This window comes from Micromonospora sp. DH14, from assembly GCF_029809455.1.
In the GTDB taxonomy this organism is placed as follows: domain Bacteria; phylum Actinomycetota; class Actinomycetes; order Mycobacteriales; family Micromonosporaceae; genus Micromonospora; species Micromonospora parva.
Genome location: NZ_JARVKT010000007.1, coordinates 1 through 12234 on the forward strand (window position 1 = coordinate 1; position 12234 = coordinate 12234).

The window sequence follows — 12234 nt, forward strand, 5'->3', positions numbered from 1 at the left end:
CAAACGCCGACTACGCGCTTGTCAGCAACAGACCGATCTCCTCGCCGGTTTCTTCGCCAGCACCGGCATGACCCTCGAACCCGAACCACCGAAATAGCCCGAACCTTGGCCCTTCAACCTCTGTAGCGCAAGGGCTGGCACATCTCGCGCTGCGACGCAGCCTAGGCCTCGGGCCAGCTTCGGTTGATCGACGGCATTCTGCCCGGCCACCGGAAATGTCGGCACCGAGGCGACCGAGCAACGAGGTGCGGAGCCGACTCGCGCGAGTGCCTTGAACGCGCTGGCCGAGATCGAGGCCGTGGCCGGTCTGAGAGCATCGTCAAGATCGGTGCGTTCGTGGCGTCGGTGCCGGGTTCACCGGTTCGACTCCGATGATCAACTCGGTCCCTGAAAGCGGGTATGACGTCTCGGCGCAGGCGCGAGCGCACCGAAAGAGCGATGTCTCACCCCTCCGGACGCAGGGTAAGTAGATCGCTCTGTCCGAGGGCTCCATGCACAATGTCCGCTATGGCTTCATCGCGGAAACGGCCGGGTCACCCGAACAGGCCCCGGGTTTCCGCCGTGCCGCACGTACCGCAGCGGATCACCGGCGTGCGGTACGACGAGTTCGTGCCGGCGGTACGCCGATACCGGCCAATCGCACTGCTGCGCCTGCTCGCTCGCACGTCGACCGCGCAGTTAAAAGGTCACCCCTTCGAGGCCGTCGACGTCCGCGATCCGATCAAGCCGTGGGCGGTCAGCCTCGTAGCCCGCGAAGCCCTCGCGGGTGGCGCCCACGTCACCCGACGAGAGCAGCCCACCCTTCAGGCCCTGCGGGCCTTGGACGCCATGGTCATCGACCTGGAGGACCCGCTGTCGCTCAACGGCGACGCGAGCGTCGGGGAGGAAACGATCACGGGCTTCATGCTGCGCACCAGTTACCAGCAATTTCCGTACCAACAGCCGATCTTCGGGGACACCGCCCGGATGCGCCCCATGTTGAAACGAGCGTTCCCGCGCCCGAAGTATCAGGTCTTGAGCGACGCCGTGATCGCCGAACTTCTCGGTGCCGACATTGACACGTACACCGACCTGGCCCCCTTCTTCCTGGCCGCGGTGATGACCAACGCCGGCACCTTCGATCCGACCTGGCTGGACCAGCCTCACTTCGCGCCGATCCGTGAGACCGTGCCCAGGGAGCAAATCCTGCGGGTGTACGACACCCGGCTCAGTGCACCGGTTGCCTCGCTCCGAAAGCTGGCCAAGGCTGGTCGTCACCAACGTCCGGAGCTGCGGCAACACGACTTCAACCCGCTCGTCAACGCCCCTTTCATCATCCTGCCGGAAGGAATCGGCGTGGCCCCGCAGCCGGCCTTCGTCACTGGCCGCTTCTCCATGGCCGCGCTCTACTACGCCGGCGTGGACCGGTACGGCAACGCGTTCGCCACCGACCTCGGGCACGTGAACGAGGAGTACACCGTCGAACAGCTCAGCCTGCTCAACCAGGCCGGAGCTGCTATCCACGGCGAGATCGCCTACCGCGACGGGAAAGAGGAGAAGTTCAGCGTCGATGGCATCGTCGTCTATCCCGACCAGGTGATCTTCGTCGAGGTGAAGAGCCTGCGCCCAAGGATGGACCAGCGTCTCGATCCCGTCAGCTACGCCAAGGGGCTGCGCCGCGACTTCGTCAAAGCCAAGGACCAACTCGTCACCACGTACAACCTGTGGCGCGGCGGGCACGACGCCTTCGCGAGCCTGCCGTCGCCGGCAGAGGGCCGAGCGATCCGTGGTCTGATCGTCGTACCAGAGCCGCTGTACCTGGCCAACCACACGATGTTCGTGCAGGCAATCGGTGCGATGCCGTTCCCGAGTGCGGTCGTCTCGCTCACCCAGTTGGAGAATCTCGTAGCTGTGGCCGCGGCGGAGCGGTCAGGTCTCGTATTCCAGGACCTCACTGCCGGGTCGCGGCACCTGGTCGCTGACCCCACAGCAGCTCTGAACCGCGCACAGCAACGCGCCGGCGTTGCCACCCCCCGCAACGAGATCCTCGATGCCTCATTTGGTGCGATCCGCTGGCCGAAGGTCGGCGGCCGGCGGCCGGGATAACCGCCACCTCACCTATCGAACGGCATCGCAGGCCCGTCGTGCTCATTGCCCCGCCTGGCAGGGCCCCGGCAAAGTCGTGATGGTGTCCGGCTTGGGCGGTTCGGAGTAGAAGCGCCGGTGTTGGTAGCAGCAAGACGGGCATGACCGGTTCAGAAGATCATCAAGGTTCTCTACGCCACGATGATCTATCCGAAGTGAGCCATGCCCGCACTGCCATCATCGCTGATCTCTTCGCTGTCCTGCGCACCGGCTCTGACCGTTGTCGAAACCGCTGGCGGGCTGCCCGCAGCGCTCGCCGGTCTGCCTGATCCGCGAGCCCGACGAGGTGTCCGGCACAGGCTGCCGGTCGTGGTGACCGCAGCGGTCTGCGCCGTGGTGGCCGGCTACCGCTCGTATACCGCGATCGCTGAATGGGTCGCCGACGTTCCGGACGCGACCGTCCTGGCCCTGGGCATCGCCCCGGATCGGCGGCCGTCCGAAGCGATGATCCGCCGGCTGTTGCAGGCCCTGGATCCGCGGTTGCTGACCGCGGCGATCGGTCTCTGGCTCGCTGGGCGTGCCACGACCAGCGCCGCGACGGGCCGGCGGGCGATCGCGGTCGACGGCAAGTCGCTGCGCGGATCCCGCACCACCGACGCTGCCGCCCGACATGTGATGGCTGCTTGCGACCAGGTCAGCAGCGTGGTCCTGGCCGACACCGACGTGGACGGCAAGACCAACGAGATCACCCGGTTCCAGCCGCGGGACAGCGACATGCCCGTTGACGTCCGCGTTGCGGGAGCACTGCTGCTGCTCTACGGGCTACCGATGACCAAGATTATCAAGCTACGAGCCGACCAGCTCACCGAGGAATCTGGTCGCCGATACCTCACCGTGAAAGCCCACCGTGCGATCATTCCGCCTGCCGTAGGTCACCTCCTGGACTTCCTACCTACACGGCTACCGGCGGACGCGCTCGTCTCGACTCAGACGTCCCGGTGACTCTTTCCCGGCCGGCAGGCGGGAAGACCCATCTCTGTGGGCGGCATGCGGGCCCGCCTGCGCCGGCACGGCATCCAGGTCCGGCCCGCACGCAACGCTGCGTTGATATGCCTCGCGGCCGAACTACCCCCGGCCGTCCTTGCGGACTACTCGGCATAAGCATCAGCAACGCCATAGCCTGGGCACGCCGGGCCGCCCGGGACTGGACCCCGTACCTTCGGGCACGCGCAGAGCAGGTGACCCAGCCCGAAGGCCCAGCCGCGAGCAGCGGCCGGCGGAGTGACGGCAGTCAGCTCATCGAGGAGACGGGCGCCCCGTCCGCGGATCTCGTCGCGGACTTCCCGGACGACCCGTTGCGGCTGGCCGGCGGGGTCGGCGACGGCCACAGCGGGTAACGGTCAGCTCGGCCGCTACCGACGGGTGCTGCCCATAGGCCAGCACTCGTTCGCGCGGTGCGCTGGTGGCGCACTTAAATCAGCGCACCGCCAGCGCGCCACGTGCTCCGAGAACCTCCCGTCATTGACCACTGCTGGCCGACGGCCTCAAAGTCGTCTCGGTGGCGCTGTGGTTGAGTTGCAGAGTGCCGATCCCGCCATACACGAGGCCGATCCTGCGATCCGGATGGGAGTCCAACCCATTCGACTGAGCCGTTGAACGCCGCCCGTTACGGGTGCTGCTCGACCAGCCGCTGCTAGGCGGTGACGCGGACGGCCACGGCGAGTTCCACGGTTACCCGTTCCTGTCGGGCGGCTCCACCGGTCTCCCCGATGCCACGGCGGTCCTGCGCTCGTACGGTCGACACGAGGCGATCGAACTGCTTTTCGTAACTGACGATCCGGAAGCTATCGGGGGTGAGGTTCCCCCGGTTTGCCGGAGGGTTGGTTACCTGGCGCCGGTGAGCTCAGGCTGAACGATAGCCGTCTCGTTCTGTCTGGCCTGGTGGGCGTGCCAGGCGGTTTCGTACTTGTCTGGGGACCGCCAGCCGAGGTCTTTTTGGATCCGGCGGGTGTTGTACCACCCATCGATGTAGCTGAAGATCGCGTTCTCGGCCTCGTCGCGGGTCCGCCACGAGTTTCGGTAGACCAGTTCGATCTTCAACGTCGACCAGAAGTTCTCCATCAGAGCGTTGTCGTAGCTGTCGCCGACCGATCCCATCGAGGGCAGGATCCCGTTGTCGGCCAGGCGTTGCGCGAAGCGGAACGACGTGTAGTTCGAGCCCTTGTCCGAGTGGTGGATCAGTTGGCCGTCGCGGACGTCGCGGGACCAGATGCCGTATTCCAGGGCGCCGAGGATCAGGTCGGTGTCGCAGCGGTCGGAGCACCGCCAGCCCACGATGCGGTTGGAGAACACGTCCCGGACGGCGGCCAGCCAGAACACGCCCTCGCCGCAGGGGACGCGGGTCGCGTCGGCGACCCACAACCGATTCGGCGCAGCAGCCGTGAACTGCCGGTTGACCAGATCCGGAGCCGGTGTCGCCTTCGGATTCGACTGCGTCGAAGGGATGCGCCACTTCTTGCGCAGGAACGCGCCTTGCAGGCCGGCGTCGCGCATCAGCCGCTCGACCCGCTTGCGGCCCACCTGGCGGCCGTTGCGGCGCAACATGGCATGCACTCTCGGGCTGCCGTAGGTGCCGCCGGAGACGTGGTGGATCTCGGCGATCTCCACCGCCAGTTCGGCGTCCTCGCGTCGCCGGGCGCACGGGTTCGCGGCCTGGGTGAGCCAGCCGTAGTAGGTGGAGACGGCAACACCGATGACCCGGAGGACGGGCTCGACCCCGAAGCGGTCGCGTAGCTCGTCGACGAGCGTCACGACCGTCGCCGGGTCGGGTCGAGTTCCGAGGCGAAAAAGCCGAGGCGGCCTTCAGGATCTCATTCGCCCGCTTCAGCTCGGCGTTCTCCCGCCGCAGCCGGCGCAACTCCTCCGACTCCGAAGTCGTCGGCCGGTCGTCACGTTGACCTCGGTCGGCTTCGTCCTGGCGGATCCAGTTGCGCAACGCCTCGTGATGCACCCCGAGCTGGCGGGCCAGTCGACGGATCACGGGCTTCGGGTCCGACTCCCGATACAAGCGCACCGCACGTTCACGCAGCTCATCGGGGTACTTCTTCGGTGCTGCCACGGATGACTCCCTTCAGCTCCATCAGAGCATGATCGAAAGCCTCCGAGCTACCGGGGCAACCTCACGCATGCCAACCCAGCAACACCCAGCATCCTGTCTGCCATCGACCCGCCCAGTGGGGTGCGGGCCGCCGCCCGGCCCGCCACGGCCCTCGAACCTCGACGCCTCGTTCGTACGCTGGCGGGCCGGGCGGCGGTCTGCTCGGCTTGCCCGGGTCGATGGCAGACAGGATGTCCTCACCGCAGCCACCCACTGAGCCGGCGGCCGCGGACGAACTCCGGCAATCCTGGAGCCGGAGCGCCCCCGCCGGAGGCGCCGTAGCCGCGGCCCTCGCGGCGGCCGACCCACGGCACGAACGCATCGTGGTCCTGGGTAGGGCAAACCTCTTCGATGGTGCCGCCGTGGGCCGCGGACAGTGCCGCGCTGAAGATGTGCGCGCTTCTAGCGGTGTGGGCATCTGTGACGCCGGGCCTCCGTCTACAAGGCCAGGCCGAGCGCTGCGCGTCCCGGGGCTGGGTCACCGATGCGCTCACTACCGGTCCGGTCGGATCGTGACGCGGCCGGGCCGCAGCGGGTTGTCGTCAAACGATCTACAAGCGGGCGAACAGAATCTGTGGCTGCAGGCGCTCCCGCGTCAGGCGCATACGTCGTCAAAGATCGCATCTTTGGCAGCTCGGGCGAGGGTGGCTTGAGTGCCCGCGCGGACTCCGAGGCGGTTCATGTGGAAGATCACGTGCATCGCGATGATTCCGCGGATTCCTCGGGTGAGCTTGCCCGACTCACGGAGGATGCGCAGCGCCTTCCCGGTGTCTTCGAAGGCGCGGAGCCAGCCGCTGGCGATGCAGTCCGTGCGAGGTGAGCCGAGTAGGAGACAGCGGACGTCGGCGGTGAGACCAGTCTCCGATCGCGGGTCCTGGGTTGGTCCTGGGCTGGCCAACGCACCACGCTGATCGGCGATCCTGGCCCAGACGTCGCCTTGCTCGTTGATGTCGAGGTCGGCGGCGCGCATGAGCGCGGTACAGAGGATGAGTGCGTGTTCCCGCCGGTCGTCGGGGTTGTCGCTGAGATAGTCCAGGAGGTGGCGGCTGTCGTGGTGGAACAGGGCGTGAGCGGCGTTCATGCTGGCGGTGCCGCCGAAGGCGTGGACCTCTGGTTCGTAGATGTCGGTGGTCCAGGTGACGCTGTCGGTGAGCAGTAGGTGCGCCGGATCGCTGGTGGACGTGGCGGGGAGGTAGCGGATCCGCCAGGGGCCTTTGCGGATGAACCACCATGAGGTGATGAGGCCCTCGGCCTCGGCCACAGGTAGCACGCGGGTGAGGTGTTCGACGGCTTGCCTCTCCCGTTGTCTGGGGTCTGGGCTGGGGAAGGCGATGTTCACCTGCTTCCAGGAGATCTGTTCCACGAGTGCGGTCCGATCGGTGTTGGTGGGTTAGCAGAGGAGTAGGCAGGCGTCCCATGAGGTCCTCGTGGTCCCGGTCGCGGCCAAGGCAGCGCCGGACGTCCCGTCGAGGAGTCCTGCGGGTCCGTTGGCAGCGGTTGGCACCTGCTCGTGGAGGCGCTGCAGTGGGGCGAGGGGTATGGGTGTGAGGGCGTCGGCGGCGATGCGACGGGTGGTCGCGAGGAGTCCGGCGGTTCCGTGGCACAGGCTGCGGTCGGTGAGTTGACCGATCTGGGTCGGGTCGTTCAGGCAGGCGATGAGTGCGCCCTCGGCGAGGTGTTGACGTGTGGCGTCGCCGAGGGCGAGCGCGGTGAGTTGCTGGGCGCGGGCGACGCCGGGGGTGCCGTAGCACCAGGATGGCCGGAGTGGTCCGCGCTGGCTCGGGTCGCCGCGGCGGAGGTCGTCGAGCGTGACGGTTTGCGGCCACCACGGCCCGGTGTTGGTGTGGCGTTGCCAGGTGTCGAGCCACTGGCAGATGCGGTTGATTGCCTGGGTGTGTCCGTCGACGGTGGTGCCGTCGCGGAGGGTGAGCGCCAGGAGCGCGAGTGGGCCGCTGATGCCGTGGGCGATGCCGTGGTTGCTGTGGCCTCCGGCCGGTCCTGGCCCGGTGCGGTTGGGGCCGTGTGGGCACCACCAGCCGGGGAGCGCGCCGATGGGTTCGGTGAGTCGTACAAGGTAGGTCAGTACCTCCCGGAGGAGGTCGATTTCCCCGATGCGACGCAGGGCGACACCGAGGCCAGTCAGGCCGCGGATGAGGTCAAACTCGGCGTACGGCGGTTGTTGCCGTTGGTCGATGCGGCGGTGAGCGGCGCCCAGTCGTCGGCGGGTCACCGTGGCGGTCCCGGCGGCTGCGAGGGCTTGGGCCCGGGTGAGCGCGGGCCGGTCGGAAGCGGCTAGTACAAAGGCGAGCGCGGGTACGCCGTAATAGAGGCTGGCGTTGTCGGTGGCGCTGACACCGCCGGCGCAGGCCTCCTGGAGCGCGGCGTACGCCGCATCCCACCTGCCGGCTTCGAGGTGCCAGAGAGCGATGCCAACTGCCCCGTCGGCGAGTGACTGTCCCGCGGTCATGATCGGCCGCGAATGAGGGTGGTGTGGGCGACGGCGCGGGCGAGGCGGAGACAGTGTTTCTCGGAGGCGACGTCGACGCCGATCATGCGGGCGTGGTGCAGGTGAAGCAGATCAGCCAGCACCTGGTCCGAGTCGAGGCCGTCTCGCTCGACGAGTGCCCGGTAGGCGGTCAGCGCCGTGGTGAGCGCCGCTGTCAGGTCATCGCTTCTGTGGGGTCGGCGGGCGTGGTGGAGCTGGTTGGGGTCCAGGCGTGGGCCGCTGCGGTGCGGGACGTGTTCGGCTATCCAGTGTGGGCCGTCGCCGGTGAAGCCGTGAGCGATGGTGATCATGTTGGCCGCAGTGGTGGCCTGCCGGTCGCCGGTCAGGTTCGCGAGGACGGCGCGGGAGTCGGCGGCGAACACGGCTTCGGCTGCGGCGAGGGTGGGTCCGCTGCCGTGCCGTGTCTCGGGCCGGTAGGTGGCCAGGCTGTAGTCAGTCAGCAATCCCTGCCCGTCCAGCCGCTCGGCCCAGACGGCAACGGCTCGGGCAACGGTGGCGAATTGGTCGGCGTCGTCATGGGGGATGCGTAGTCGCAGGTGAGGTTCCGGGTCTGGGTAGCGCAGGAACCACCAGCCGGCTGGGAACGCGCCGCGGTCGTCGGACAGGTCGGCGAGGATGTACTCGACCCGGCCGGTAACGCGTACCTCCAGCCACTGTGATTGACCGGGGTGGTGCTGAACCCTGCTGGCGGGCCGCGCTGGGCGCGGAGGTGGGTCGTCGCGTGGCGGGGTGCGGGTGAGTGTGAGCAGGAGTTCGGCCGGCCGGCCGTTGATCCAGCCAGCTGGTCCGGGGGCCTCGGTGAGTGTCGCGGTATTGTGGCGGTCGAGGTGGCGGCGGAGCAGCGCGATGTGCGCGGGGTCGTCCAGGTCGAGGCGTAGTCGTGCGTCGTCGTTGCCGAGGAGTACGTCTGCGGGTAGCCGTTGCTGTTCTCGGTGGCGTTCCCAGGCGGATTGCCACTGCTGCCAGGGCTCTGCCCGCCTGGGTAGTGCTGCCGCGGTGATGACCCACCGTGCCGGGTGCAGGATCGACCGGCCCTTCCGTACGCGTGGCAGGAACGGCAGGGTCGAGCAGCGCCCCCAGTCGAACGGGACGCACGGGGCCGTCCATGCGATGGGGATCTCCGTCAGGAGCCGGATGATCGGCTGTTGGAGGGTCGGTAGCAGTAGGGAGTTGAGCAGCATGGGTTCAACAGGCTGTCCGGTGGTGCGGGACACCAGCCACAGTCGTTGGCCGTCACCCGTGACGCACAGGCCCGCGAGAGTCCACCTTGGATTGGGGTGAAAGTCGCCGACAGGCAGTACAGGTAGTAGCTCGGGGGCGCGGGCGAGTGCGGCCAGCCGGCTGCCCAGTGGAGGGCCGGAGATCTGTACCGCGTCCGCGCCGGGCAGCACTGTCGGCAGGTGTGCGTAGACGTCGGCGAACAGCGCGAGTTCGGACGGGTTGAGCAGGTGCAGAAACCGGGCCGCCGCTGTGCCGGCGTGGCGGGCACCGCTGACGACCGTCAGCGTGAAGTCGCCTCGGTCGAGATCCCGGAGCGCCTCCGCGGCGAGGGTGAACTGGAGTTCGGTGTGTGGGACCGGAGGCCGGTCGTCGTCGCCGCGCAATCGGTCGACGAGTCCGGCGTCGAGCACCACTTCGGCACAGCCCTGCAGTGCCGCCTGCTGGGCGAGCTCCGCGAGGAGAATGTCGCGGGCGGTCAGGGTCGCCGGGTCCCGGCGCGGCGACCCGCGGTATCCGGCGGGAAATCCCAGGGTACGCAGTACGTCGCGCAGCGGTACGGCCGCGCCCGGGCCCCACCGCTCGATGAACGCCGAGTGGTAAGCGGCCCAGCCTGGTAGGCGCGGCGCCACGCTGACGAGCACCGTCGCGGCCTCGCACGCCTCGCGAACCACGGCTGGCGGCAGCATCACGGAGCAGTCGACGCGCAGGTCGGCCTGAACACGGTCGCCAGGGTCGGGCAGATCGATGTGTTGGCTGAGGTGGGCGACTGGGTCGGTCGTCGTCACCGGTGGCCGGATCTCGGAAACCAGGACACCGGCGGTAACGAGCGCGGCCAGCAGGCGCTCGGCGCCGGCAGTTCCGACGGGCAACTCCGTGACCGTCCGCTCGACCATCTGAACGGTCAGATCGGCGAACGAGATCGGTGTGCGGGCGAGTTGCGTCGCCTTTCGTATCGGACCGGTGAGGTCGACTTCGACGTCGTAGAGCCGATCACCGTCGGCGTGGCCACAGGGCACCACCCACGCCCTGCCGCGTGGATATCCGATCGGGTTCGTGACGACCTTCAGGGAGCCGAGCATGTTCAGATCCCGTTCGGCCTGCGCTGTGTGCTCGGCGATGAACTGGCCATCGGGCTTCGTGACCTCGCAGTGCGCCGCACCCCAGCCCACCTGGGCGCGGGGACCGAGCTGTACGGGCGCCACACCTGCGAACCGGCCGAAGGGGGTCGCCCGCGTCGTCCACCTCAACAGGTACCGGACTGTCGCCTCGACCGTCCGGCGCAGCCGCGAGTCGGTCACGACATCGCCGCTGAGCACACGGGCGATCTGCTCGGCGAGCTGCGGTGCGGCGTGGGTGACAGCCGCAGCAAACGCTGGTAGCGCCCATACCTGCTGCAACCACTCCCGCCATTGATCCGGCTGCTCCGCGGACAGGTCGGGCCACCTCGGCAACGTCAGATCTGAGGGGTAGGAAGCTGCCCTGATCAGGGCTGCACCAGTCGCCTGGAACACCTCGCGCTCCTTGATACCGGCGGGGCAAGGGAGGGATAGAGGGCGGGGCCCAGCCCGTTCAGGGCCGGACCCCGCCAGGTGCCGTGACTGCTACTTGCCGCCGCCGGAGCACGCGTTCGAGCCGGTGTTGCCAGAGCCGCAGCCGTCGTCGGTGGCGGTGGCGTACGCGCTCAACGCCGGGCCGGCGTCGACCAGCCGGAGATTGAGCTCGCCCTCCACGAAATCCGGGCTGACCTCGTACTCGTCGAACTCCATCAGGAATCCCTTCCCTCAGTGGTGAAGGCCAGGACCAGGCGGCTGTGCCGCTTGTCCACGGCCGTCCCGGCAGGCAAGTCGCCGTCGGGGGTCTGTGCGGGCAGGACGTGCAACACCGGCGCGGGACAGCCGGCGTTCACCCAGGCCCGCATGTGCTCGACCATCCGCTGGGCCGCTGCAGCCGCTGCGGAGGTCGCAGGGCCGTGGGCGTACGCGCCCAGGTCGAACGCGTCGCCGGTCCACCGCAGCTCCGACCGGTAGGCGAGCGTGCCGTCATGGAGGACAGCGGGGGTACCGAACCGCCACGACGGCGCGACGACGCCGGATGAGATGGCGGCGTCCTGGGCGGTCAGCACCACGAACTGCTGTCCCGCGTCGGCGGCGCGGGTGGCGAGCCACAGGTCCAGGTCCGCCAGCACGGTGGGCGGCGGCAGGCTCACCCCGGCCCAGGCCTCCTGCCGTGGCGTCTCGAGCAGACCGTCGAGGCCCGGGGATTCGAGCCGCTGGCCCTCATCGAGCCGCAGATGGACCCCATCGGCCACGTCGACGTACTGCACGTCGTACGCCCCGTCGCCCTGCACCGGCACGAACCCACACTGCCGATCACTCACGCTGACCAGACCGCCGCCGGCACGACGGAGCGCCCACGATCGCGTCATCCCGAACGTGCGCAGCGGCACCACCAGGACACCCGTATCGGTGAGCTGCTCGCACCATGCCGGTGGGATGTCCCATGCTCCGGCGGTGACGATGATCAGGTCGTACCGGCAGCCGGGCTCGACAGGATGCTCGGCGTCCGCGCACACGACCTTGACGTCGTCGTACCCCGCCGCCTTGAGGCACTCGACCGCCCGATCCGTCACGTCCGGGTCGATGTCCACGGTGGTCACGGAACCGTCCTCGCCGACGAGCTCCCGCAGCAGCGAAGCGTTGTAGCCGCCGCTGCCGACCTCCAGTACGTGACGGCCCTTCAGACCGCTCAGCGCGTCGGCGGCTTGGCCGAGCATCTCCGCGATGAGGAAGGGCGCCGATACCGAGCTGATGTTCTCCTCACCTCGCCGCTTCGTGATGACCGCCCTGTTCTCGTACGCCTCCTTCAAGGGAAGACCCGGCGTGAACAGCTCGCGAGGCACCTTCCGCATCGCCGCCTCCACCTCAGGCCGCAACGTCAAGCCCTTGTCGGCGTGATCAGCGGCCAGCTGATCGACCATCGCCTGGCGCAGGCGTTCGCTGTTCATCGTGCTGACGCTCATGAACGTCCTCTCCGAAGTATTCGAGCCGCTACGGCTCGCGGCAGCTTCGTGCATGCAACGAACATCCGCCGCGGAACCACTTCGAGCCAGCCGCGCTCTCGACCGCGGCCGGGACGTGACATCGATGGCGCCCTCCGCAGTACCTGCGGAATGCACGAATTCGAGGTCATCACTCCGTGCGCTTAGACTCCTCGAGCGCGCAGCGGTTGGGAATGCCGACTTGCGGTCCGACCTTGTGTGCCGACCTTCGGTCCGACTTGACACTGA

Annotated in this window: 9 protein-coding genes; 3 read left to right on the forward strand and 6 right to left on the reverse strand. The window is 68.3% G+C overall.

Annotated elements, in window-relative coordinates; genetic code table 11:
• The first annotated feature begins 561 nt into the window (after nucleotides 1-561).
• The 3 genes from QCZ28_RS11590 to QCZ28_RS11600 all read left to right on the forward strand — a co-directional run bounded on the left by QCZ28_RS11590 (nucleotide 562) and on the right by QCZ28_RS11600 (nucleotide 3461).
• Complete coding sequence (locus QCZ28_RS11590) at nucleotides 562-2085, forward strand: hypothetical protein (protein WP_279516636.1); 1524 nt, start codon at nucleotides 562-564, stop codon at nucleotides 2083-2085.
• 348 nt (nucleotides 2086-2433) lie between these two features.
• Nucleotides 2434-3066 carry a transposase family protein gene (locus tag QCZ28_RS11595; protein WP_279516637.1) on the forward strand — a complete coding sequence of 211 codons (633 nt, stop codon included), beginning with the start codon at nucleotides 2434-2436 and terminating at the stop codon, nucleotides 3064-3066.
• 236 nt (nucleotides 3067-3302) lie between these two features.
• Nucleotides 3303-3461 (forward strand): hypothetical protein, encoded by a 159-nt coding sequence (locus QCZ28_RS11600; RefSeq protein ID WP_279516638.1) that lies wholly within the window; start codon nucleotides 3303-3305, stop codon nucleotides 3459-3461.
• A 487-nt stretch (nucleotides 3462-3948) separates the two neighbouring features.
• Here the strand turns inward: QCZ28_RS11600 and QCZ28_RS11605 are convergent, their stop codons facing one another.
• The 6 genes from QCZ28_RS11605 to fxlM form a co-directional block, all read right to left on the reverse strand.
• Nucleotides 3949-4875 (reverse strand): IS3 family transposase, encoded by a 927-nt coding sequence (locus QCZ28_RS11605; protein ID WP_279516639.1) that lies wholly within the window; start codon nucleotides 4873-4875, stop codon nucleotides 3949-3951.
• Between the two features lie 941 nt (nucleotides 4876-5816).
• The gene (locus QCZ28_RS11610) at nucleotides 5817-6584 is read right to left on the reverse strand and encodes a thiopeptide-type bacteriocin biosynthesis protein (RefSeq protein ID WP_279516640.1); all 768 of its coding nucleotides are present in this window, start codon (nucleotides 6582-6584) and stop codon (nucleotides 5817-5819) included.
• 27 nt (nucleotides 6585-6611) lie between these two features.
• On the reverse strand, nucleotides 6612-7688 hold the full coding sequence (locus QCZ28_RS11615) for a lanthionine synthetase C family protein (protein WP_279516641.1): 1077 nt from the start codon (nucleotides 7686-7688) through the stop codon (nucleotides 6612-6614).
• Entirely contained in the window at nucleotides 7685-10459 is a 2775-nt protein-coding gene (locus QCZ28_RS11620; protein WP_279516642.1) for a lantibiotic dehydratase, read from the reverse strand. The genes QCZ28_RS11615 and QCZ28_RS11620 overlap by 4 nt, the downstream gene beginning before the upstream one ends.
• A gap of 90 nt (nucleotides 10460-10549) precedes the next feature.
• The gene (locus tag QCZ28_RS11625) at nucleotides 10550-10714 is read right to left on the reverse strand and encodes an FxLD family lanthipeptide (RefSeq protein ID WP_279516643.1); all 165 of its coding nucleotides are present in this window, start codon (nucleotides 10712-10714) and stop codon (nucleotides 10550-10552) included.
• A complete protein-coding gene (gene fxlM / locus QCZ28_RS11630) occupies nucleotides 10714-11967 on the reverse strand; it encodes a methyltransferase, FxLD system (RefSeq protein ID WP_279516644.1) in 1254 nt (417 codons plus the stop codon). Before fxlM ends, QCZ28_RS11625 begins: the two co-directional genes overlap by 1 nt.
• Nucleotides 11968-12234: the final 267 nt, after the last annotated feature.